This is a genomic window from Caulobacter sp. LjRoot300, from assembly GCF_964253875.1.
Classification (GTDB): Bacteria; Pseudomonadota; Alphaproteobacteria; order Caulobacterales; family Caulobacteraceae; genus Caulobacter.
Genome location: NZ_CAXUSA020000008.1, coordinates 1 through 21,055, shown reverse-complemented (window position 1 = coordinate 21,055; position 21,055 = coordinate 1). Strand labels below are relative to the sequence as shown.

Sequence of the window (21,055 nt, the reverse complement as noted above, 5' to 3'; positions counted from 1 at the left end):
ATGTTCAGGCCCCTCCGGCCACGGGCTGCCCGGGCAGCACCGCGTCGCGAGGCCTTACGGCCACCATCTCCGGGTCGCGCAGGTCGATGCGCGCGAAACCGAGATCGAGGATTCGTTGTCGTTGATCGAGTTGATCCAATTGAATCAGCGCGGACTCTTCGTCAATGGCCGGCAGCTGGATCAGCGAACCATCTTTCAAACGGAGGTCCCAGCGACGGTCGTCGACGCGCACCAGCGCCTCCAGCCGGTCGCGCAGGCGCGGCCGGGCGTTGACGGCCGGCAGGATGGCGCCGGCGGCCTGGTCGGCGCCCTGCCCCACCACCAGCGGCAGCTGCGGGAAGCGCGCGGCGTCGGCCTCGCGGATGATCCGCCCCTCGCCGTCGATCACCCGCATGGCGCCGGAATGCTGCCAGACGGCCAGGGCCGGGCGCTCCTCGACGGAGATGAACACGGTGTCGGGCAGCAGGCGCACGACCTTGGCGCTCTTGACCCAGCCCACGCCTTCGACGCGGGCCCGCAGGTCGGCCAGGTCCAGGCCCAGGGTGGGCTGGTCCTGGTACAGGGCCGTGGCGTTGAGGATGTCGGCCTTCGCCATCGGCGAGGCCCCCTCGATGTGCACGGTCTTCAGCTTGAAGCCCAGGTCGGCGAACTCGCCGTCGACGCCGCGGGCCATGGCCTGGCCCAGGCGCTCGGCCCGGTGGCCGGTGACCAGGGTGGCCACCACGGCGACGACCAGCGCGCCGCCCGCCACGGTCAGGGCCAGGCCCGGCGACACGCCCACGCCGCCGTTGCGGGCGGCTTGCAGCTTCCCAGCCGGCGGCGCGGCGTTGCGCGCGGCCGATCGAGCCTTCGGACTTGCGGGCGCTTCGGCCCGGGGGCGCGTTGGCTTACGCGGTCCCCCCCGCACACTTGCGGGCATAAGCGTCCTCCACGATCCAGAACACCAAACGATCAAACGAAACGCCGGCGTGGTCCGCCTGCTCGGGGACGAGCGAAGTGGGTGTCATGCCAGGCTGCGTATTGACCTCCAGAAGGACCAGAAGGTCGTTAATTCCGTCATAACGGAAGTCCGCCCTGGTCACACCTCGGCAACCAAGACTTGCATGGCCAAGCTTGGCGAGATGCAGGGCACGGTCCCTTACGGCGTCTGGAATCGGAGCCGGCAGGACATGGATCGAGCCGCCTTCGGAATACTTGGCGTCATAGTCGTAGAAACCTGTGGACGAGCGGATTTCGGTGACCGCCAGGGCCCTGGGACCCGTTGCCTGGCCAAGGATTGCGACGGAAAGCTCCAACCCGGGGATGTAGGGCTCGACCATCACCTCTTCCCCGAAAGTCCAGTCCGGCGCGGCCAGTTCGCGCGGCGGTGCGTTGGCGCCCTCGCGGACGATGAACACCCCGACGGACGAGCCCTCGGCGTTGGGCTTCACCACATAGGGCGGCTGCATCACATGGTCGCGGGCGACATCGTGACGATCGAACAGGCCGCCGCCGGGCACCGGGATCCCGGCCGCCGTCAGCACCGCCTTGCTCCGCGCCTTGTCCATGGCCAGGGCCGAGGCCAGGACGCCAGAATGGGTGTAGGCCAGGCCCAGGGTCTCCAGCACGCCCTGCACGCAGCCGTCCTCGCCCCAGCGGCCGTGCAGGCCGTTGACCACCAGGTCGGGCGCGAGGGCGGTCAGCACCTGGGCGATGTCGGGACCGGGATCGACGCGCGTGACGCGGGCGCCCAGGCGCTCCAGCGCGGCGGCGTAGGCCGCGCCGGTGGCCAGGCTGACCTCGCGCTCGGCCGAGGGGCCGCCGAGCAGGACGGCCATGTGCTGGTTGACGAGGGGGCGTTCGGCTGGGGTCATGGACCGCAGCGGTAGCGGGGTGTTGTGGAGGGGTCAGGGAGGCGCGCCGCATTTACAGTGCAGCCCAAAAGAAACCCTCTCCCAGAGGGAGAGGGTTCGAGATCAGTGCGCTGGAGCCGCCGGCGCCGCCGCGCTGAGGGCGCGGAAGTCGATGTCGCTGTCGGCGACCAGGTAGAGGAAGCTGGCCCAGGCGGCGACGTTCTGGGCCAGTTCGTCGGGGCGCACCTTGTTGAGGGTGTCGTCCATGGTGTGGTGGTAGTCGAAGTAGCGGCTGGCGTCCTGGTTCAGGGCGATCACCGGCACGCCCGACTCCTCCAGGCCCTCGATGTCGGCCCCGGCGTGGGCCGGCGGGGCGCGGTCGACATAGATCTTCAGGGCGGTCAGCACGCGGGCGGCGGCCTGCATGGCCGGATGCCCCGCCGAACCCTTGGGGATCTGCAGGCTGTAGACGCGGTCGGCGCCGCTGTCGCTCTCGCCGGCCAGGACGATCTTGGGAACCTCGTCCTTGTGGGCGGCCAGATAGGCCTCCGACGAGCCGCCGCTCTCCTCCGAGCCGAACATCACCACGCGGATGGTGCGCCTGGGATGCTTGGGCAGGTCGCCGATCAGCTTGGCCGCGGCCGTGGTGATGGCGACGCCCGTGGCGTCGTCCAGGGCCCCGGTGCCGACGTCCCAGCTGTCCAGGTGGCCGCCGATGACGATCACCTCGTCGGGTTTTTCAGACCCCTTGATCTCGCCCGAGATGTTCCAGGCCACGTCGGCCGGGTCGACGGTCGAGGCCAGCTTCAGCCTGATGCGCAGCGGGCCCTTGGCGGCCAGGCGCTCCAGCTGCTCGGCCTCCGGCACGCCCAGGGCGGCCGAGGGGATCGAGACCACACCGTCGCCGAAGGCGGTGACGCCGGTGTGCGGCACGGTGGAGTCCGAGGTCGAGATCGAGCGGATCAGCAGGCCCACCGCGCCGCGCTTGGCGGCCTCGACCGGACCGGTGCGGCGCGAGATCCCGGCCACGCCGTAGCCGGCGCCGTCCTGGGCGCGGACCATCGGCTGGGTGATGACCACGATCTTGCCCTTCACGGCGCTTTCCGGCGCGGCGATCAGTTCGGCATAGGTCTTGAACAGCGCCACCTCGGCCTCGATCCCGCCCGCGGGGGTCGGCACGGTGCGGCCCAGGCCCACGATGCTCAGCTTCATCGGATAGGGGGCGACCAGCTCGGCGCTCTCCTCGCCGCGCGTCCACGACGGCTTGGCGAATTCCTCGACCTTGACGTTGGTGAAGCCCAGCGCCTTGAACTTGGCGACGCTCCAGTCCTTGGCCCGGGCCATGGCCGGCGAGCCGACCAGCCGCGGGCCGATGGTGGTGGTCAGGTCCTCGGTGACGTCCCAGGCGGTGCGGTCCAGCAGGGCCTTGTCGCGCAGGGCCTCGGCGGTCTTGACGTCCTGGGCGTGCGACGCTCCGGCCATCAGGGCGGAAACGGCGGCGGCGGTCAGCAGGGTACGGAACAGGCGCATGAAATCTCCCTCGTTGAGGGGTTCATAGCACCGCTCCCGCCAGCGGATAGGCAACAACCGGATGAACTATCCGTAACCTTTGGAGCTGACACGGGGACATGCACTTGTGCGTGTCCCCGGCCGGAAGCGCTGCGTCAAGATTTGGGGACACGCACAAGTGCATGTCCCCGATCGCACCTCCACCTCAGAGGTTTCGCCCGATGCGCTTGATTTCCCACTCCAGCTGGACGCCCGTCTTGGCCAGGACGTCGGCGCGGACGGTGTCGCCCAGGCCTTCCAGGTCGGCGGCGGTGGCTTCGCCGGTGTTGATCAGGAAGTTGCTGTGCAGTGGGCTGAACATCGCGCCGCCGTAAGGCTTGCCGCGCCAACCGGCCTCGTCGACCAGCTTCCAGGACGAGTGGCCCGGCGGGTTCTTGAACGTCGAGCCGCCGGTCTTCTCGCGGATCGGCTGGGTGGTCTCGCGGCGCTCGGTGATGGCGCGCATGCGGGCCTTGATCTCCGACGGCTGGTCGGCGGTCCCTTCGAAGATGGCGTCCAGCACGATCAGGTCCGCGCCCTGCAAAGCGCTGTGACGGTAGGTGAAGTCGAACTGGTCGCCGCAGATCTCGCGCACGTTGCCCTGCCGGTCCATGACCCGGGCCGAGCGGATGACGTTGACGGTCTCGGAGCCGTAGCACCCGGCGTTCATGACCGTCGCCCCGCCGACCGTACCGGGGATGCCGGCGTAGAACTCCAGCCCAGCGATACCGGCGTCCGCCGCCTTGCGGGCCAGGATGGCGTCGGGTACGGCGCTGCCGGCCTTGATGCGGTTGTCGCCCAGGGGCTCGACCGTGTTGAAGCCCTTGCCCAGCCGGATCACCACCCCCTCGACGCCGCCGTCGCGGACCAGCAGGTTGGAGCCGACGCCGATGGCCAGCACCGGCACGGCCGGGTCCAGGGCCTTCAGGAAGTCGGACAGGTCCGGCTCGTCGGCCGGCAGGAACACCAGGTCGGCGGGGCCGCCGACCCGGAACCAGGTGAACGGCGCCAGGGCCTCGTCGACCAGCAGCTTGCCGCGGACGGCGGGGAGTTGGGTTTTCCAGGTCATCCGGTGCGGCGAGCCCCCTCCGGCCCTACGGGCCACCTCCCCCAGAGGGGGAGGATCGATTGTTCCAGATGCTCCCCCTCTGGGGGAGCTGTCGCGGAGCGACTGAGGGGGTCCCTCCCCCCGAGAGACTACTTCGCCAGCGCTTCCAACTGACCCGGCAGCGCGTAGGCCCAACTCGTGATGTCGCCGGCCCCCAGCAGCACCACCAGGTCGCCCGACTGCGCCTCGGCGGCGACCAGGGCCGGCAGGGCGGCGGGGCTTTCCAGCGGCAGGGCGCGGCGGTGGCCGAACTTCTTGAGGCCCTCGACCAGGTGGTCGCGGTCGACACCCTCGATCGGCTGTTCGCCGGCCGTGTAGACGTCGGCGACGATCACCGTGTCGGCGTCGTTGAAGCAGCTGCTGAACTCGGTCATCAGGTCGCGCAGGCGGGTGAAGCGGTGCGGCTGGACCACGGCGATCACCTTGCCGGTCGAGACCGCGCGGGCGGCCTTCAGCACGGCGGCGATCTCGACCGGATGGTGGCCGTAGTCGTCGACCACGCGGACGCCGTTGGCGACGCCCGTGGTGGTGAAGCGGCGCTTGACCCCGCCGAACCCGGCCAGGCCGGCCCGGATGGCCTCGGCGTCGACGCCAAGCTCGCGGGCCACGGCCACGGCGGCGGTGGCGTTGAGCACGTTGTGATGCCCGGCCATCGGCATCTTCAGGCCCTCGTAGCGGACCCGTTCGCCCGACAGCGGCGAGACGACGATGTCGAAGGTCGCCCCGTCGGGGCCCATCGCGATGTTGCTGACCCGGACCTCGGCCTGGGGATTGGTGCCGTAGGTGACCAGCCGGCGGTTCTCGATCCGGGCGGTCAGGGCCTGGACTTCCGGATGGTCGGTGCAGACCGCCGCGAAGCCGTAGAACGGGATGTTCTCGACGAAGTCGCGAAAGCCCTTCTTGACCGCGTCGAAGTCGCCCCAGTGATCCAGGTGCTCGGCGTCGATGTTGGTGACGATGGCCACTGTGGACTTCAGCTTCAGGAAGCTGCCGTCGCTCTCGTCGGCCTCGACCACGATCCAATCGCCCTCGCCGACCTTGGCGTTGGTGCCGTAGGCGTTGATGATCCCGCCGTTGACCACGGTGGGGTCAAGCGCGCCGGCGTCGAGCAGGGCCGCGACCATCGAGGTGGTGGTGGTCTTGCCGTGGGTGCCGCCCACGGCCACGGAAAACTGCAATCTCATCAGCTCGGCCAGCATCTCGGCGCGCCGCACCAGCGGCAGGCGCTTGTCGCGGCCGGCGACCATCTCGGCGTTGTCGGCCTTGACCGCGGTCGAGTAGACGATGGCCGAGGCGCCGTCGACATTGGCCGCGTCGTGGCCGATGAAGATCCGCGCGCCCAGCTTTTCCAGCCGCTCGGTATTGGCGCTGGCCTTGGCGTCGCTGCCCTGCACGGTATAGCCGATGCGGATCATGATCTCGGCGATGCCGGACATGCCGATGCCGCCGATGCCGATGAAGTGCACGGGGCCGAGTTCGAAGGGGACGGGTCGTCGACGCTGGATCATCACAGCGGATTAGACGATTTGGCGACGGGGTGAAACGGGATGTTTGGTGCAGAAGCCGTGGATTTCTCTCTCCTCACCCGTGAAACGGGGGAGGCGGACGCGAAGCGGACGGAGGGGGCGCCCGGCCGGCGCAAGACGCCCCCTCCGTCACGATGCGTATCCGCATCGCGCCACCTCCCCCGTTTCGCTGCCCTGCTCGGGGGAGGAGCGATCGCCCTCGCCTCGCCTTCGATGGCGCAGGCGCCGCTGGAGCTGCGGCTGGCCGACGTCGGCCGCTTCGCCGCCTTCGTGGACATGGGCGGGATCGCCTGGACCGGCCGCACCGCCAGGCTGCGCGTGCTGCAGGTGGCCGAGGACGGCTTCACCGCCGGGACCGAGGCCTTCTGGGGCGGCTGGCGCTACGAGGTGATCGACTGCGACGCCCGCACCATCGCCCACGCCGGCTTCTCCAGCGTCCGGGTCGGCGGTCGGGAGGGCCCGGTCAGCGGCGACCTGCGGCCGGCGGCGGCCATTCCGGCGGGCAGCGCGGACGCGGCGGTGGCCCGGGTGGTGTGTGACGCGTGGCGGCCCTATGCGAGCGTGCCCGTGGCGACGAGCCTGGAGCAAGCCGTGACGATCGGCCGGCCGCTGATCGCGACGGGCGCCGAGCCTTAAACCCGCGGGAATGCCTGGACTTCGGCAGGCAGGTCCTCGCCCCGCAGCCAGGCGGCCGCGGCGTAGGTGTGGACGATCAACAGCCGACCGCCCGCCGTTTCCACGCCGTAGTATCGATCCGTGACCAAGGCCCGCGCGTCCTGGCCCGTGAAGTCCCGCAAATTCTGGGTGACCAGCATGTCGGCGCCGCCAGCCAAGGCGGTCTCCAGCACATGCCGATCCTCCTCGTCATTGAGCGGCAGCACCCCGACGCCGCCGAGCGTCAGCGACGGACCGTCGCGCGCGACGGTCGCGATGACCTGAATGAGGCGATCGGCCTCCATCCGCCCAAACTCGAAGCGGACGAGAACGTCTCGCAGCCGATTTAGCATTCCCCACGAAACGACCAAGGCGACGGGACCACGCGGGCTGAGACCAGACCGAACCGCATCGACCAGTGTCTGGGCCGCCGTTCCGCGACGCTCCAGCCTTTCCGACAGGATCGCGCCCAGCCAGACATTCAGGTCCAGACAGAGCCTAGTCGCCACGCGCCGGCCGCCGGGTCATGCGCGTCGCTTCGGCCATGATCTCGTCCTCGGACGCTTCGGCCGTCAGGGCGGTCTTCAAGGACCGCGCGCCCTGCCGCGCCAAGGTGTCGTATTCGCGTTCGAGCAGGGCGCGGCTCAAGGTCCAGCCGATCTCCTCCACGGCCGGCGCGCCGATCGCCTCGATCCGGCGCATCGCATCGCGCGCGCCCGGCGTCAGGTGCAGGTACCAGCGCACGGCGGCCGCCATGATCTGGGACGGGTTGCGATCCTCCAGCTTCGCGGTTTCCGCGATCAGAAGGTCGGTATCGTCGTCGAGATGGGCGGATCGGCTGGGCATGGCGGAACCTCTAGCTTCTATAGAAGATATAGATTTTATGCCTGACAGGCAATCGCGCCCCACCTATTTTCGGCCCAGCCCGCGCTACTCGAGCAGAGACTTGAGCTTTCGAAGCCCCGCCAGGCTCTGTCTCCGGACAACGCCCCGCACCAACGCGCCTATCAGAAAGCGGCCCATGGCCGACTGATTTCGGCTGAAAAACTTCAAGCTCAGTACGGTTTCATGCGCCGATTTCGCGGTCAGCCTCATCTCCATCCGGGGATGAAGCGGCGCCAGCGTCCCCTCCGTCATGAATAGGTCGGGCGTTCGGCTTTCGACGACCTTGATGTCAAAAACCCGGTTTCGTCCCGACGGCAATCGAAGGGTCTCCTGATAGACCTTTCCGACCGTTCCATGCGGCAAGCCATCCGCGGATGTCACCGCCACCACGCCCGGATACCAGCGAATGTAATTTTCATGATTGGAAAGGAACGCGAACACGTTCGAGATGGGCCCGGCGATCGACAAGGTTTCGTCGGCCAGGATGATAAACGGCTTGGCGCTCATTGGACAAATTTGACACTTATGATGCTTTTTGTCAACTTCAACTTATGATCCCATCCACCCCCACGATCGAGGCCCTGCTCGACGGCGCGATGCAGCAGTTCACGCGGCATGGCTTCGCCAAGACATCGATGTCGGACATCGCCAAGGCGTCCGGCGTTTCGCGCACGTCGCTGTACAATGCCTTCCCGACGAAGGACGACGTGTTCCGCGCCTTGAGCAGCCGGATAAACCAGCGCGTCCATGCCGCCGTGGTTTCCGCGTTCGGAAGGCCGGGCGCTTGGGACGAACGCATGCTCGACATCATCAACGCCCGCGTGAGCTGGGTTTATGAGCTACTACACGCCTCCGAGTACGGGCGCGAGCTGATCAACGAAAAGAACAAGATCTGCGGCGGCGACGTGCTGGCCGCGAACGACCGCTTTGAAAAGGTCATCGCCAATCTGCTCACCGAGAACCTGGCCAGGCCAGCCGACGGCGTCGCGCTGGCGCGCGTCTTGATCCAGTCCGTCAACGGTATTCTTGAAAAGGCGGAGACGAAGGCTGGCGCGGAGCGGAGCATCGCGCTGTTGGTCGGCGTGTTCTGCGCGGGCGCGACGAAGGCTGACGCCGTCGCTTGACGCAAGCGGCGCCTACCGCGCCGTCTTCTCTACCAGGTCCGCCAGTTCCTCCGCCGCGTCCGGCTTTGCCACCGATCGCGCGCCCGCCGCCATGCGGGCCAGGCGCTCGGGGTCCTTGAGCAGGGCGTTGAGCGCCCCGGCCATGGCGTCGACGGTCAGTTCGTCCTCCAGGCACACCGCCGCGCCGCCCGCCTCTTCCAGAAGCCGGGCGTTGAAGCGCTGGTGGTCGTCGGCGGCGATCTTCAGGGGCACCAGGATCGACGGGCGGCCGGCCACGGCCAGCTCGGTGCAGGTCGAGGCCCCGGAGCGGCCGATCACCAGGTGGGCCTGGCGCAGATAGCCGGCCATGTCGCGGAAGAACGGCGCGACCTCGCACTCGACCATGGCGTTGCGATAGGTTTTGCGCGCGCCTTCCATGCTCTCGGCCCGGGCCTGCTGGAACACCTTCAGCCGGCCGCGGATGTCCTCGGGCAGCTTGGCGACGGCCTCGGGGATCAGTTCGGACAGCAGGCGCGCGCCCTGGCTGCCGCCGGTGACCAGGACGCGCAGTTGCACCTCGGGCGGCAGATACGGCACGTCGTAGAGCGCCCGCACGGGCGGCCGCACGGGGTTGCCGACCACGTGGGCCCGGGCCTTCACCGCCGGCTTGGCGCGCTGCAGGGTCGGGAAGGCGCAGGCGACCTCGTCGACCCGAGGCGCCAGGAAACGGTTCACGCGGCCCAGCACCGCGTTCTGCTCGTGGATCACCGTGGGCCGCTTCTGGGCCAGGGCGCCCAGCAGGGCCGGCAAGGCGGGATAGCCGCCGAAGCCGACCACCACGGCCGGGTCCAGCCGCTTGAAGGCGGCCTTGGCCTGGTTCACGCCCTGCCAGACCGTAAGGCCGGCCTTGATCATGCCGATCGGGTCGCCGGCCTTGGCGGTGGCGGCCGACAGGGCCAGGCGCTCCTCCGCCGGAAACTTGTCGGCATAGAGCGCGCCGCGCTCGTCGGTAGCCAGCACGATGCGCCAGCCGCGCGCGGCCAGGGCCTCGGCCAGGGCCTGGGCGGGGAACAGGTGCCCGCCGGTCCCTCCGGCGGCGACGACGGCCAGCTTGCTCATGCCAAAATACTCATGGGATGCACGGCTCCGGTACGCGAGCGAATGACGGGCAAGGCGGCCTCCTGCTGGAGCGCTATCCCAGGGCCCCCGCCTGATCGAACTCTCCCGCCCCGCCATAGGCTCCCGGACGCTTGCGCGTCAACGCCAGGGCCATGCCCAGGGTCAGGCCCATGGCCAGCATCGACGAGCCGCCATAGCTGATGAAGGGCAGGGTCATGCCCTTGGTCGGGATCATGTTCAGGTTCACGGCCACGTTGATGAAGGCCTGCTGGCCCACCAGCACGAACAGGCCCGAGGCCGCCACCTGCTCGAAGGTGTCGGTCAGCTTCATGGCCTTGTACAGGCCGCGCACCACGACGAAGGCGAACAGGGTGATCAGGGCTAGCGAGAACACCAGGCCGTATTCCTCGGCGGCGACCGAATAGATGAAGTCGGTGTGAAGGTCGGGCACGTGACGCTTCATGACGCCTTCGCCCGGACCGCGCCCGAACAGGCCGCCGGCGTGGATGGCCTCGGCGGCGCGGGTGATCTGGTGGGTGTCGGCCTGGTCGGGGCTGAGGAACTTCTGCACCCGGGCATGGACGTGGTCGAACAGGAAATAGGTCGACATCAGCCCGCCCACCGCCACGGCGCCCAGGCCCATGATCCACGAGATCGGCACCCCGGCCATCCAGAAGGCGGCCCCGAAGGCGATGGTGATCAGCACGGTCTGGCCGACGTCGGGCTGCACCAGCAGCAGGGCCACGGCGATGAAATAGAGGGCGAAGGCGATCGACACCCCCGGCACCCCCTCGCCCTTCTGGCCCTCGGCGAACATCCACGAGACCAGCACGATCAGGGCCGGCTTCATGAATTCCGAGGGCTGGAAGGTGAAGCCGCCGATCAGCAGCCAGCGGGCCGCGCCCTTGGCGCTGTGGCCGATGAACGGCAGGGCGGCCATGACGCCGATGGCGAGGATGTAGATGAAGAACGCCGAGCGGCGGATGCCTCGCGGGCTCAGCATCGACACCGACAGCACGATCATCGCCGCGCCCAGGCCGAACACGCACTGGCGCACCGCGAAGTGGAACTGGTCGTCGATGCCGATCCGCGCGGCCGCGGCCGGGCTGGAGGCGAACGACAGCAGCACCCCTACCGTGACCAGCACCGCCGTGGCGCCCAGCAGCCAGTGATCGGTCGTCCACCACCAGACGCCGAGCCGCGAGCGGTCGGTGCGGGCGAAGGCGTGGGTGGTCTGGAACGTCATGGCTGGAGGGTCGGAGCTTAGGGTTAATCGAGTGTTGTTGTGGCGGTTGAGAGGGGTGTGACGAATGGACTCCGCCGATACAGATGGGGACACACACTCCCCCTTGAACGCTCATCCAGCTTTCTCGGCGCCTTGCGGGGAGTGTGTGTCCCCGCCCTTACCCGCTGAATCTAGGCTCTTTTGGCCGAAGCCGCCGGCGCCTTGCCCAGCCCCATGACCGCCGCGCGGAACGCCTCGCCGCGCTGCTCGAAGTCGGCGAACTGGTCGAACGAGGCGCAGGCGGGCGACAGCAGGACGATGGCTTCCTCGCCCGCCGCGGCGGCGTCGGCGTAGGCGGCGGCCACGGCGGTCTCGATGTCGCCGCACTGGCGCACCGGGGCCTTGCCCTCCAGCGTCCGGCCGAAGTCCTCGGCCGCCTGGCCGATCAGGTAGGCGCCGGCGACGCGTGGGAACAGGTCGGCCAGGTCGTCGATGCCGCCGGCCTTGGGCACGCCGCCGGCGATCCAGTAGAACCTGGGATAGGACGACATCGCCTGGCGAGCGGCGTCGGCGTTGGTGGCCTTGCTGTCGTTGACGAAGGCGACCTTGCCGATCCGGCCGACGGTCTCCATCCGGTGGGCCAGGCCCGGGAAGGTCATCAGGCCGTCGACCGCATGGTGCGGCGGGATGCCCAGGGCGCGGGCGGCGGCGTAGGCGGCCGCGGCGTTCTGCCAGTTGTGACGGCCCGGCAAGCTTCTGGCGCGAAGAAGATCGGCCATTTCGGTGACCCGCTCGCCGGTGGCGTCGTACAGCACGCCCTGCAAGGCGTAGACGCCCCGGCCCATGGCCTTGCCGGCGCTGATGGGCCAGATGGTGCGGCGGTTGGCGGCGGTGATCTCGGTGCAGATCTGCTGGCACCAGGGATCGTCGACCCCAATGATCGCGGTGTCGCCCTTGCCCTGGTTGAGGAAGATCCGGCGCTTGGCGGCGATGTAGCCGTCCATGCCGCCGTGGCGGTCCAGGTGGTCGGGCGAGATGTTCAGCAGCACGACGGCGTCGGGCTTGAGGCTGGAGGTCAGGTCCAGCTGGTAGGACGACAGCTCAAGCACGTAGACCGCCCCGCCGTGCATGTCCTCCAGGCCCAGCACGCCCTCGCCGATATTGCCGCCCACCCGGGTGTCGCGCCCGGCCTGGCGGCACAGGTGGCCGATCAGGGCGGTCGTGGTCGACTTGCCGTTGGTGCCGGTGATGGCGACGATCCTGGGCTTCTTGTGCTCGGGCGCGGCGTTGACCGTGCGCGCGAAGAGCTCGATGTCGCCGAGGATCTCGACCCCGGCCGCCTTGGCCTTGGTCACCGTCCAGTGCGGCTTGGGATGGGTCAGCGGCACGCCCGGCGACAGCATCAGGGCGGCGAACTGGCTCCAGTCGGCCGTGGTCAGGTCGACGACGTTCAGGCCCTCGGCCGCAGCGGCCTCGCGGCTGGCGGGCTTCTCGTCCCACAGCGCCACCTTGGCCCCGCCGGCGATCAGCGCGCGCGCGGCCGTCAGCCCCGTCCGGCCCAGGCCGAACACGGCGACGGTCTTGCCCTCGAAACCGCGGACCGGGATCATGGCGCGCCCTCTCCTATCTCAGCTTCAGGGTGGCGAGGCCGACGAAGCTGAGCATCATCGCCACGATCCAGAAGCGGACGACGACGGTGCTCTCGGCCCAGCCGAGTTTCTCGAAATGGTGATGGATCGGCGCCATCAGGAAGATGCGCTTGCCGGTCTTCTTGAAGTAGGCGACCTGGATCATCACGCTCAGCGCCTCGGCCACGAACAGGCCGCCGACGATGCCCAGGACCAGCTCGTGCTTGGCGCAGACGGCGATCGAGCCCAGGGCCCCGCCCAGGGCCAGCGAGCCGGTGTCGCCCATGAAGATCTTGGCCGGCGGGGCGTTGTACCAGAGGAAACCCATGCCGCCGCCGATGATCGCGCCGCACAGCACGGCCAGCTCGCCGACGCTGGGCACGTAGTGCAGGTTCAGATAGTCGGCGAACTTCACGTTGCCGACCAGATAGGCGATCAGGCCGAAGGTCGAGGCGGCGAACATCACCGGCACGATGGCCAGGCCGTCCAGGCCGTCGGTCAGGTTCACCGCGTTGGAGAAGCCGGCGATCGTGATCGCGGCGAAGGCCACGTAGAACCAGCCGAGATTGATCACCAGGTTCTTGAGGATCGGGAAGACCACCGAGGTCTCAAGCCCCGCCGTCGAGGGCGACTTCGGCGCGAAGACGATCAGCACCACGGCCGCCAGGATCGAGACGATGAACTGGGCGACCAGCTTCTGGCCGCTGGAAAGGCCGGCGGTGGTCTGCTTGGTGACCTTGGCGTAGTCGTCCATGAAGCCCAGCACGCCGAACGCGGCGGTAATGCCCAGCACCACCCAGACGTGGACGTTCTTGAGGTCGCCGAACAGCAGCGAACCGACGAACAGGCCGGCCAGGATCATGAAGCCGCCCATGGTGGGCGTGCCGGCCTTCTCGGTGACGTGGCGGGCGATGCCGTCGGTGCGGATCGGCTGGCCCCGGCCCTGCTTGGCCTTCATCCAGCGGATGAAGCGCGAGCCCATGGCGACCGCGACGATATAGGCCGTCAGCATCGACATGCCGGTGCGGAAGGTCAGGTATTTCAGCAGGTTGAGAACCGGGACGTGCTCGTGTCCGCCACGCGACAGCCACTCGTAGAGGAAATACAGCATCAGCCTTGTCCTTCGAGGTCGAGCGCGCCCAGGGCGGCGGCCACGGCCCCCGCCTTCGACCCGTTCGATCCCTTCACCATCACCACGTCGCCCGCCCGCATCGCCGAAGCGACCTGAGGCGCGAGTTCGGCGGCGTTCTGGGCGTACGCGCCCCGCCGAGTCGGCGGAAGCGCTTCCCATAAAGATTTCATTAACGGTCCGGCGCAGAACACCAGATCGATGCCGGCCGCCGCGATCGGGGTCGCTAGATCGCCGTGGAATTGGGCGCTTTGGGGGCCCAGCTCCAGCATGTCGGTCAAGACGACGATGCGCCGGCCCGCCACGTCGCGCGCGCCCAGCGTCGTCAGGGCGGCCTGCATCGAGACCGGATTGGCGTTGTAGCTCTCGTCGACCAGGGTGAAGGTCCCGCCGGGGATCCGGACCACGCGCTCGGCGCCGCGGCCCTCGATCGGCTCGAACTCGGCCAGGGCCGCCAGGGCGGTCTCGCGGTCGACGTCCAGGGCCTCCAGCATCAGCAGCACGCACAGGCTGTTGAGGCCCCAGTGGACGCCGGTCTGCAGGATCGGGAAGCGGATGGTCTCGCCGCGCAGTTCGACGGTGACGAGAGCCCCCTCAGTCGGCTTCGCCGACAGCTCCCCCAACGGGGGAGCATCTTGCGCGACGCCGATCCTCCCCCCTTGGGGGAGGTGGCCCGGAGGGCCGGAGGGGGTTCTCGCCACCTGGAAGTCGATCAGTCGGGCCGTCAGCCCCTCGCCCGTGCCGAAGCTCCAGACCTGGGCGCCGGCCTTCTCGGCCTCGGCCTTGAGCAGGCCGAACCACGGATTGTCAGCGTTCAGCACGGCCACGCCGTTCGGCTCCAGCCCGGCGAAGATCTCGGCCTTGGCCCGGGCGACGCCCTCCTCGCCGTCGGCGAAGTTCTCCAGGTGGACCGGCCCGACGGTGGTGATGGCCACAGCATGCGGCCGGATGAAGCCCGACAGCGGGGTGATCTCGTCGGCGTGGTTCATGCCGACCTCGAACACGGCGCGCTGGGTGTCGCGCGGCATCCGGGCCAGGGTCAGGGGCACGCCGATATGGTTGTTGTACGACTTGACCGAGGCGTGAGCCTTGCCCGCGCGGCGCAGGCCCGCCTCGACGGCGCGGGTGACGCTGGTCTTGCCGACCGAGCCGGTGACCGCCCCGCGCCGGGCCTGGGGCGCGCGCTCGCGGGCGGCGACGCCCAGGCGTTCGAGGCCGCGGAAGGTGTCCTCGACCAGCACCGCCGGAATGGCCACCGGCTTGGAGACCAGCGCGCCGGCCGCGCCCTTGTCGGCGGTCTGGACCACGAACTCATGGCCGTCGCGCGCGCCGGTCAGGGCCACGAACAGGTCGCCGGGCTCGATGCTGCGGCTGTCGATCGACACGCCGGTGGCGGCGAAGTCGCCGAGCACCTGGCCGTCAGTGGCGGCTGCAATCTCGCCCGCCGTCCAGAGGGGCGCGGTCCACAGGGCTTCAGGCATGGACGGCCTCCAGCGCCTGGGCCGTCTCGGTCACGTCGTCGAACGGATGGTTGACGCCGGCCACCAGTTGGCCCTGTTCGTGGCCCTTGCCGGCCACCACCAGGACGTCGCCGTCGGCCAGCAGGGCCGCGCCGGCCCGGATGGCCTCGCGGCGGTCGCCATATTCCTTCGCGCCCGGCGCGGCGGCCAGGATGGCGGCACGGATCGCGGCCGGCTCCTCGGAGCGGGGATTGTCGTCGGTGACGATGGCCACGTCGGCCAGGCGCGCGGCGATCTCGCCCATCAGGGGCCGCTTGCCGCGATCGCGGTCGCCGCCGGCCCCGAACACCACGATCAGCTTGCCGCGGGTGTGGGGACGCAGGGCGGCCAGCACCGTCTCCAGGCCGTCGGGGGTGTGGGCGTAGTCGACATAGGCCTCGCCGCCGCGCGCGCCGGTGCCGACCCGCTGCAGCCGCCCGGCCGCGCCTTCCAGGGTGGCCAGGGCGGCGATCACCGCCTCCAGGTCCTCGCCGGTGGCGACGCACAGGCCGGCCGCGACCAGCACGTTGGAGGCCTGGAAGTCGCCGGCCAGGGGCAGCAGCACCTCGAACGCGCGGCCCTGGGCTGCGATCTTCAGGCGCTGGCCTTCCGGCACGGGGGTGCGCTCGACCAGCTTCAACCCCTGCCCCTCGTGGCCGACGGTCAGCAGGGACTGGCCCGAGGTGACGGCGGCCGAGGCGAAGGCCGGGAAGGCGTCGCTGTCGGCGTTCAGCACGGCTGTGCCGCCGCGCGGCAGCAGGGTCTCGAACAGCCGCAGCTTGGCCGCGCGGTAGCAGCCCATGGTGCCGTGATAGTCCAGGTGGTCCTGGGTGAAGTTGGTGAAGCCGGCGGCGGCCAGGCGCACGCCGTCCAGGCGGCGCTGGTCGATTCCGTGCGACGAGGCCTCGACCGCCAGGTGGGTGACGCCCATGCTCGCCAGCTTGGCCATCATCTCGGCGACGTCGGCGGCGTCCGGCGTGGTCAGGCCCGGCGGGGTCAGCTGCAGGTCCGGCTTGCCGGCCTCGCTGACCACCACGCCCAGGGTGCCCATGCTGGCGGCCTTGCGGCCCAGACGGGCGTAGATCTGACGGCAGAAGCCGGCCACCGAGGTCTTGCCGTTGGTGCCGGTCACCGCCACGCAGGTCGCCGGCTGCTCGGCCCAGAACTGGGCGGCGGCCAGGGCGTAGGCGCGGCGCAGGTCGCCGGCGTGGATGACAGGAACCGACAGGCCTTCGACGTCGTCCGGCGCCAGGACGGCGGCGGCGCCCGAGGCGATCGCGCCGAGAATGAACGTGCGGCCGTCGACCTTGCTGCCCGGCAGGGCCGCGAACAGGAACCCTTCACGCACCTTGCGGCTGTCGGCGGTGACCCCGGTGATCACGGGGTCGGCCGCGCAAGGCCGGTTCAGGATCTGCGAAAGCGTCTTGCTCAAAGTCCCGCCTCCCGAGCGGCTGGCGGCTGCTGGGCCACGGTGAAGATGTCGGTCTGGCGGCGGACGCCGAGGAACGGCGCGATGCGCTCGATCACACGACCCGCAGCCGGCGCGGCCACGTAGCCGCCAGTCGAAAAGCCGCCGGTCTTGGCGGTGCCGTGGGGCTCGTCCATCAGCACCAGCACGAAATAGCGGTCGGCCTCGATCGGCCCCGCGGTGGGGAACACCGCCGCGAACGACGAGACCTGGCGCTGGTGGTTGTAGCCGCGGATCGCCGGGTCGTACTTCTCGCCGGTGCCGGTCTTGCCGCCCACCGACAGGCCCGGGATGTTGGCCGACTTGCCGCTGCCGCCGGTGACGTTGGCGCGCATGATCTGCAGCATCTGCTGCGAGGTCTCCTCCGACACCGCCCGCGGGCCTTCCGGGCGCACGCCCGGGGGCAGCTTGTGGATGGTCAGCGGCTGCAGCGTGCCGCCGTTCAGCAGGGCGCCCATGGCCTGGGCCAAGGCCAGGGGCGAGACGTTGATGCCGTGGCCGAACGAGGTGGAGGCGACCGCGTCGTCGTCCCACTTCTTGGGCGTCAGCGGGCGGGCCGACTCCAACAACTCCACCTTGGCCGGCTTGGTCAGGCCCAGGGCGTTGAAGTAGCGGCTCAGGCGCTCGCCGCCGATCCGTTCGGCCAGGATGGCGGTGCCGATGTTGGACGAGTGCTGGAACACCTCGACCAGGGTCAGGATCTTCCGCGCCGCGTGGAAGTCGTGGATGGTCCGATAGCCCAGCTGGAACGGCTGGCGGGCGTCGAAGGTCGAGGCCGGCGTCGCCACGCCGCTGTCCAGGCCGATGGCCACGGTGAAGGCCTTGAAGGTCGAGCCCATCTCGTAGACCGACGCGGCCGCGTGGTTGGTCATCTGCTCGGCCGAAGCCTGGTTCAGCTGGTTGGGGTCGTAGTCGGGATAGCTGACCAGGCCGAGGATCTCGCCGGTATGGACGTTGGTGACGATGCCGACCGCGTCCTTGGCCTGGAACTCGATGGCGGCCTTGCGGACCTCGTCCTCCAGGGCGGCTTGGACGCGCAGGTCGATCGACAGCGGGATCGCGCCGTCCGGGCCCTTGGCCGAGGCCTCGCGCACAGACTTGTCCAGGGCCTTCTCGGCGCCCGACAGGCCCTTGCCGCCCTTGTCGACGAAGCCGATGAAGTGGGCGGCGCTGGCGCCCAGCGGATAGACCCGGGCCGCCTGCTCCTCGAACTCGACGCCGGGCAGGCCCAGGTCGAAGATCGCGTCCTTCTCGGCCGGGGTCATGCCGCCGACCACGAAGCCGCGCCGGTCGGCGAACACCACCTGGTCCAGGCGCTTGGCCGGCACCTGCGGCAGGGCCTTGGCCAGCGCCTTGCGCGTGGCCTTGGCGTCCCAGACGTCCTTGGGATTGATGTAGAGGGCGTAGTGGGTCAGGTCGACGGCCAGCAGCTGGCCGTTGCGGTCGACCAGGTCGCCCCGCGCGCCGTCGGTCGAGGCCAGGTAGCCGTTGCCGCCCACCTTGGAGAACACCGCCGCCCAGGTGGCGCCCAGGGCCAGCACGGTGAAGGCCAGGCCGAAGATGGCCATGACGAAGAAGATGCGGATGCGGGTGTCGTCCTCGGGCCGCGCGGCGGCGCGCGAGCGCTCGAAGGCGTGCTCCAGCCGCCAGACGCGTTCGATCAGCCAGCGCCAAGCCGCGGGCGCGCCGCCGGGGGCGAGATTGGCCAGGCTCATCGCGGCGCCTCCGCGGAGGGCTGTTCGGGCGCCGGATAGTCGTCGGGCGTGGACTCGGGTGCCTCGGCGGCGGCCGCGTCGGTGTTGGCCGCCGCCGTCGGCGAGGCCGGAGCGTGGGCGGCCGGCGCGTGGCGCGCCACGTCGATCAGGGCGTCCTCGGTGGTCTCGTGCTCGGGCTTGATCGGGGCCAACTGCAGCCGCTGGGCCAGTTGCTCGATGCGACGCGGCTGCTCCAGATAGGCGACCTCGGCCTTCAGCAAACGCACGCGGAGCTTCTCGTCCTCGATCTGGCGCTCGACGTCGGCGATCTGGGCGCGCTCGCGGCCGGCGAAGGTCTTGGCCATGTAGACGCCCAGCACCAGGACCAGCAGGATCGTCAGGCAGACCAGCTCGACGACCCGGAAGCCCCGCACGCGGCGGTCGAAGATGCTCGACAGGCTCATGCGGCGCTCCAGACCGGAGCGGTGGTGCGGACGGCGGCGCGCAGCTTGGAGGACCGGGCGCGCGGATTGACCGCCAGCTCGGCCTCGCCCGGCGCGATCGCCTTGGACGAGATCAGCTGGAAACTGGGCGGGGCGCCGGCCTCGACCGGCGGCGCGTGGCGCGAGCCGCCCGGCGTGCGGCCGGCCCGCTCGGCCAGGAAATTCTTGACGATGCGGTCTTCCAGCGAATGGAAGGCGACCACCGCCAGCCGGCCGCCCGGCTTGAGCACGCGCTCGGCGGCGACGAGGCCGGCCTCCAGCTCCTCCAGCTCGGCGTTGACCGCGATCCGCAGGCCCTGGAACGAGCGGGTGGCCGGATGGACCTTGGCGCCCTTGCGGCCGCCCAGGGCGCGCTCGATCACGTGGGCCAGGTCCAGGGTGCGGGTGAACGGACGCTCGCCCCGGCGCTTGACGATGAAGCTGGCGATGCGGCGCGAGGCGTGCTCCTCGCCGTAGACATAGAGGATGCGGGCCAGCTCGACCTGGTCCAGCTCGTTGACCAGATCGGCGGCGGTCGGGCCGTCGGCGCCCATGCGCATGTCCAGCGGACCGTCGCGCATGAAGGAAAAGCCGCGCTCAGCCTCGTCGAGCTGCATGGAAGACACGCCAAGATCCAGGGTCACGCCGTCCACCGACGCGTCTTCCAGATACGCGGTGATTTGCGAGAAACGGTCCTGAATCAGCCGAAAGCGACCATCCGTCGCGGAAAACTCGGCGGCGAAGCGCTGGACCGTCGGGTCGCGGTCGAAGGCGATGACCGAGGCGCCGGTCGCCAGGATGGCGCGGGTGTAGCCGCCGGCCCCGAAGGTGCCGTCCACGACCACGTCGCCGGGCCCCGAGTCCAGGGCGGCGACCACCTCGTCGAGCAGGACCGAGACGTGCGGCGCGCCCGCCCCGTCGGCGGTTTCGAGGTCGCTCATGCCGCGCCCCCGATCCGGGCGGTGCGCTGCTGGGCGCGCATCGCGGCCAGGCCGTCGCGGGCCAGTTCGCGCTGGGCGGCGCGGTGGGCCTGGAAGGCCTCGCGCGACCAGATCTGGAACCGCTCGCCCAGGCCGACCACCGCCACCCAGTCGGTCAGGCCGAACATCTCGCACAGGGTGTCGGGCAGGGTGATGCGGCCGGCGGTGTCGAACGACAGCCGCGCCATGCCGCCCAGCACGCTGGTCTCCAGGGCCGAACGCAGGGGATCGCCGAACGGCAGCTCCTCGATCACGCCCTGGTAACGGTCGAACAGGCTCTTTCCGCCCGCTTCCAGGCAGTCGGCCTCGATGGAGGGAAAGCAGAAGATCCCGTCGAACGGACCCGAGAGCGCGGCGCGGAAGTCCTGCGGCACGACGATGCGCCGCTTGCTGTCCAGCTGCTTCTCGAACGTCGAGAGAAACACCTCGCTACCCCTGTTAAAGCCCGCCGCCGGACGCCCTGTCGCGATCGCCCCGACACGAGATGGGTTAACATGGGATTGACTGGGACACAATGACACCAACGGCCGTTTAGCCGGCAAAACAAAGGTGTCGCGGCGCCCCTTCACAGAGACCGTGAATCTATCAACAGAACATACATGGAACTTGTTAAGATTTCGGGGTCGCTAGACTCTGCGCGGGGCCTTGCCGACAAAGGGACCGTGCGGCCACGCCGGCGAGGTCTTGGGGAGACGTGGGGCCGGAACCCACTTTTCGCGCGCCCCGCGGGGCGAATGGACCAGATGGTCTGTAAGCCGGGTTCTGTCTGACGCTCCGAAGAGCGCGAGACGGCCATTCCTCTGGACCGCCCATCGCTGGACGGTTCTCGCGACCTACCCGGACCCTCTCGGCCAGTGACGGCCTATCCGACGCGAGGCCGGCGCGGGGTCCCTATTCGGTCTTGCTCCAGGCGGGGCTTGCCATGCCGTCCCTGTTGCCAGGTCCGCGGTGGGCTCTTACCCCACCCTTTCACCCTTCCCGCCCCGGAGGGAGGAGGTTTGCTTTCTGTGGCGCTATCCCTGGGATCGCTCCCGGCGGGCGTTACCCGCCGCCTTGTCACCGTGGAGCCCGGACTTTCCTCGACATCCGAAGATGCCGCGGCCGCCCGACCATCTGGTCCGGGAGGGTGTTTGACGCGTCCGTGACGGCGGGTCAACACATAGTCGCCCGCGAGA

The 21,055-nt window shown here is 69.6% G+C and carries 20 protein-coding genes and 1 other RNA gene; 2 read left to right on the top strand and 19 right to left on the bottom strand.

Annotation, left to right across the window (positions count from 1 at the left end):
• Positions 1-4: 4 nt before the first annotated feature.
• The 5 genes from ACSQ2G_RS21390 to murC all read right to left on the bottom strand — a co-directional run bounded on the left by ACSQ2G_RS21390 (position 5) and on the right by murC (position 5,996).
• Positions 5-919 carry a cell division protein FtsQ/DivIB gene (locus tag ACSQ2G_RS21390; RefSeq protein WP_436034345.1) on the bottom strand — a complete coding sequence of 305 codons (915 nt, stop codon included), beginning with the start codon at positions 917-919 and terminating at the stop codon, positions 5-7.
• Complete coding sequence (locus ACSQ2G_RS21385; RefSeq protein WP_436034343.1) at positions 888-1,853, bottom strand: D-alanine--D-alanine ligase; 966 nt, start codon at positions 1,851-1,853, stop codon at positions 888-890. Before ACSQ2G_RS21385 ends, ACSQ2G_RS21390 begins: the two co-directional genes overlap by 32 nt.
• A 102-nt stretch (positions 1,854-1,955) precedes the next feature.
• A complete protein-coding gene (locus tag ACSQ2G_RS21380; protein ID WP_436034341.1) occupies positions 1,956-3,362 on the bottom strand; it encodes a M20/M25/M40 family metallo-hydrolase in 1,407 nt (468 codons plus the stop codon).
• Positions 3,363-3,546: 184 nt separating this feature from the next.
• On the bottom strand, positions 3,547-4,449 hold the full coding sequence (murB, locus tag ACSQ2G_RS21375; RefSeq protein WP_436034339.1) for a UDP-N-acetylmuramate dehydrogenase: 903 nt from the start codon (positions 4,447-4,449) through the stop codon (positions 3,547-3,549).
• A gap of 128 nt (positions 4,450-4,577) precedes the next feature.
• The gene (murC, locus tag ACSQ2G_RS21370; protein WP_436034336.1) at positions 4,578-5,996 is read right to left on the bottom strand and encodes a UDP-N-acetylmuramate--L-alanine ligase; all 1,419 of its coding nucleotides are present in this window, start codon (positions 5,994-5,996) and stop codon (positions 4,578-4,580) included.
• 231 nt (positions 5,997-6,227) lie between these two features.
• Between murC and ACSQ2G_RS21365 the strand changes: the two genes are divergently transcribed.
• Entirely contained in the window at positions 6,228-6,650 is a 423-nt protein-coding gene (locus ACSQ2G_RS21365) for a hypothetical protein (protein WP_436034334.1), read from the top strand.
• On the opposite strand, the gene ACSQ2G_RS21360 is transcribed toward ACSQ2G_RS21365, so the two are convergent.
• The 3 genes from ACSQ2G_RS21360 to ACSQ2G_RS21350 all read right to left on the bottom strand — a co-directional run bounded on the left by ACSQ2G_RS21360 (position 6,647) and on the right by ACSQ2G_RS21350 (position 8,060).
• On the bottom strand, positions 6,647-7,177 hold the full coding sequence (locus tag ACSQ2G_RS21360) for a PIN domain-containing protein (RefSeq protein ID WP_436034332.1): 531 nt from the start codon (positions 7,175-7,177) through the stop codon (positions 6,647-6,649). The two genes, ACSQ2G_RS21365 and ACSQ2G_RS21360, sit on opposite strands and share 4 nt — an antisense overlap.
• Positions 7,167-7,514 carry a hypothetical protein gene (locus ACSQ2G_RS21355; RefSeq protein ID WP_436034330.1) on the bottom strand — a complete coding sequence of 116 codons (348 nt, stop codon included), beginning with the start codon at positions 7,512-7,514 and terminating at the stop codon, positions 7,167-7,169. The genes ACSQ2G_RS21360 and ACSQ2G_RS21355 overlap by 11 nt, the downstream gene beginning before the upstream one ends.
• 84 nt (positions 7,515-7,598) lie before the next feature.
• Positions 7,599-8,060 (bottom strand): SRPBCC family protein, encoded by a 462-nt coding sequence (locus ACSQ2G_RS21350; protein ID WP_436034328.1) that lies wholly within the window; start codon positions 8,058-8,060, stop codon positions 7,599-7,601.
• Between the two features lie 44 nt (positions 8,061-8,104).
• On the opposite strand from ACSQ2G_RS21350, the gene ACSQ2G_RS21345 reads away from it, so the two are divergent.
• On the top strand, positions 8,105-8,677 hold the full coding sequence (locus ACSQ2G_RS21345; protein WP_436034326.1) for a TetR/AcrR family transcriptional regulator: 573 nt from the start codon (positions 8,105-8,107) through the stop codon (positions 8,675-8,677).
• A 12-nt stretch (positions 8,678-8,689) separates the two neighbouring features.
• Here ACSQ2G_RS21345 and murG read toward each other — a convergent pair whose 3' ends face one another.
• From murG to rnpB, 11 genes are all read right to left on the bottom strand, one after another.
• Positions 8,690-9,775, bottom strand: coding sequence for an undecaprenyldiphospho-muramoylpentapeptide beta-N-acetylglucosaminyltransferase (murG, locus tag ACSQ2G_RS21340; protein ID WP_436034324.1), 1,086 nt, complete (start codon positions 9,773-9,775; stop codon positions 8,690-8,692).
• 73 nt (positions 9,776-9,848) lie between these two features.
• Entirely contained in the window at positions 9,849-11,021 is a 1,173-nt protein-coding gene (gene ftsW / locus ACSQ2G_RS21335) for a putative lipid II flippase FtsW (protein ID WP_436034322.1), read from the bottom strand.
• Positions 11,022-11,191: 170 nt separating this feature from the next.
• Positions 11,192-12,610 (bottom strand): UDP-N-acetylmuramoyl-L-alanine--D-glutamate ligase, encoded by a 1,419-nt coding sequence (murD, locus tag ACSQ2G_RS21330; RefSeq protein ID WP_436034320.1) that lies wholly within the window; start codon positions 12,608-12,610, stop codon positions 11,192-11,194.
• 13 nt (positions 12,611-12,623) lie between these two features.
• The gene (gene mraY / locus ACSQ2G_RS21325) at positions 12,624-13,739 is read right to left on the bottom strand and encodes a phospho-N-acetylmuramoyl-pentapeptide-transferase (RefSeq protein ID WP_436034318.1); all 1,116 of its coding nucleotides are present in this window, start codon (positions 13,737-13,739) and stop codon (positions 12,624-12,626) included.
• The gene (locus ACSQ2G_RS21320; protein WP_436034316.1) at positions 13,739-15,238 is read right to left on the bottom strand and encodes a UDP-N-acetylmuramoyl-tripeptide--D-alanyl-D-alanine ligase; all 1,500 of its coding nucleotides are present in this window, start codon (positions 15,236-15,238) and stop codon (positions 13,739-13,741) included. The genes mraY and ACSQ2G_RS21320 overlap by 1 nt, the downstream gene beginning before the upstream one ends.
• A complete protein-coding gene (locus tag ACSQ2G_RS21315) occupies positions 15,231-16,688 on the bottom strand; it encodes a UDP-N-acetylmuramoyl-L-alanyl-D-glutamate--2,6-diaminopimelate ligase (protein ID WP_436034314.1) in 1,458 nt (485 codons plus the stop codon). The genes ACSQ2G_RS21320 and ACSQ2G_RS21315 overlap by 8 nt, the downstream gene beginning before the upstream one ends.
• Positions 16,685-18,439: a peptidoglycan D,D-transpeptidase FtsI family protein gene (locus tag ACSQ2G_RS21310; protein ID WP_436034312.1), complete on the bottom strand. Its 1,755-nt coding sequence runs from the start codon at positions 18,437-18,439 to the stop codon at positions 16,685-16,687. The genes ACSQ2G_RS21315 and ACSQ2G_RS21310 overlap by 4 nt, the downstream gene beginning before the upstream one ends.
• Complete coding sequence (gene ftsL / locus ACSQ2G_RS21305; RefSeq protein ID WP_436034310.1) at positions 18,436-18,882, bottom strand: cell division protein FtsL; 447 nt, start codon at positions 18,880-18,882, stop codon at positions 18,436-18,438. Before ftsL ends, ACSQ2G_RS21310 begins: the two co-directional genes overlap by 4 nt.
• Positions 18,879-19,841 (bottom strand): 16S rRNA (cytosine(1402)-N(4))-methyltransferase RsmH, encoded by a 963-nt coding sequence (rsmH, locus tag ACSQ2G_RS21300; RefSeq protein ID WP_436034308.1) that lies wholly within the window; start codon positions 19,839-19,841, stop codon positions 18,879-18,881. Before rsmH ends, ftsL begins: the two co-directional genes overlap by 4 nt.
• Positions 19,838-20,305: a division/cell wall cluster transcriptional repressor MraZ gene (locus ACSQ2G_RS21295; RefSeq protein ID WP_310083944.1), complete on the bottom strand. Its 468-nt coding sequence runs from the start codon at positions 20,303-20,305 to the stop codon at positions 19,838-19,840. The genes rsmH and ACSQ2G_RS21295 overlap by 4 nt, the downstream gene beginning before the upstream one ends.
• 310 nt (positions 20,306-20,615) lie before the next feature.
• Positions 20,616-20,997: RNase P RNA component class A (rnpB, locus tag ACSQ2G_RS21290), an RNA gene on the bottom strand.
• Positions 20,998-21,055 lie beyond the last annotated feature (58 nt).

Coding starts and splice junctions, on each gene's coding strand:
- ACSQ2G_RS21390 (WP_436034345.1), bottom strand. CDS start 919: ATGCCCGCAAGTGTGCGGGGGGGACCGCGTAAGCCAACGCGCCCCCGG.
- ACSQ2G_RS21385 (WP_436034343.1), bottom strand. CDS start 1,853: ATGACCCCAGCCGAACGCCCCCTCGTCAACCAGCACATGGCCGTCCTG.
- ACSQ2G_RS21380 (WP_436034341.1), bottom strand. CDS start 3,362: ATGCGCCTGTTCCGTACCCTGCTGACCGCCGCCGCCGTTTCCGCCCTG.
- murB (WP_436034339.1), bottom strand. CDS start 4,449: ATGACCTGGAAAACCCAACTCCCCGCCGTCCGCGGCAAGCTGCTGGTC.
- murC (WP_436034336.1), bottom strand. CDS start 5,996: ATGATCCAGCGTCGACGACCCGTCCCCTTCGAACTCGGCCCCGTGCAC.
- ACSQ2G_RS21365 (WP_436034334.1), top strand. CDS start 6,228: ATGGCGCAGGCGCCGCTGGAGCTGCGGCTGGCCGACGTCGGCCGCTTC.
- ACSQ2G_RS21355 (WP_436034330.1), bottom strand. CDS start 7,514: ATGCCCAGCCGATCCGCCCATCTCGACGACGATACCGACCTTCTGATC.
- ACSQ2G_RS21350 (WP_436034328.1), bottom strand. CDS start 8,060: ATGAGCGCCAAGCCGTTTATCATCCTGGCCGACGAAACCTTGTCGATC.
- ACSQ2G_RS21345 (WP_436034326.1), top strand. CDS start 8,105: ATGATCCCATCCACCCCCACGATCGAGGCCCTGCTCGACGGCGCGATG.
- murG (WP_436034324.1), bottom strand. CDS start 9,775: ATGAGCAAGCTGGCCGTCGTCGCCGCCGGAGGGACCGGCGGGCACCTG.
- ftsW (WP_436034322.1), bottom strand. CDS start 11,021: ATGACGTTCCAGACCACCCACGCCTTCGCCCGCACCGACCGCTCGCGG.
- murD (WP_436034320.1), bottom strand. CDS start 12,610: ATGATCCCGGTCCGCGGTTTCGAGGGCAAGACCGTCGCCGTGTTCGGC.
- mraY (WP_436034318.1), bottom strand. CDS start 13,739: ATGCTGTATTTCCTCTACGAGTGGCTGTCGCGTGGCGGACACGAGCAC.
- ACSQ2G_RS21320 (WP_436034316.1), bottom strand. CDS start 15,238: ATGCCTGAAGCCCTGTGGACCGCGCCCCTCTGGACGGCGGGCGAGATT.
- ACSQ2G_RS21310 (WP_436034312.1), bottom strand. CDS start 18,439: ATGAGCCTGGCCAATCTCGCCCCCGGCGGCGCGCCCGCGGCTTGGCGC.
- ftsL (WP_436034310.1), bottom strand. CDS start 18,882: ATGAGCCTGTCGAGCATCTTCGACCGCCGCGTGCGGGGCTTCCGGGTC.
- rsmH (WP_436034308.1), bottom strand. CDS start 19,841: ATGAGCGACCTCGAAACCGCCGACGGGGCGGGCGCGCCGCACGTCTCG.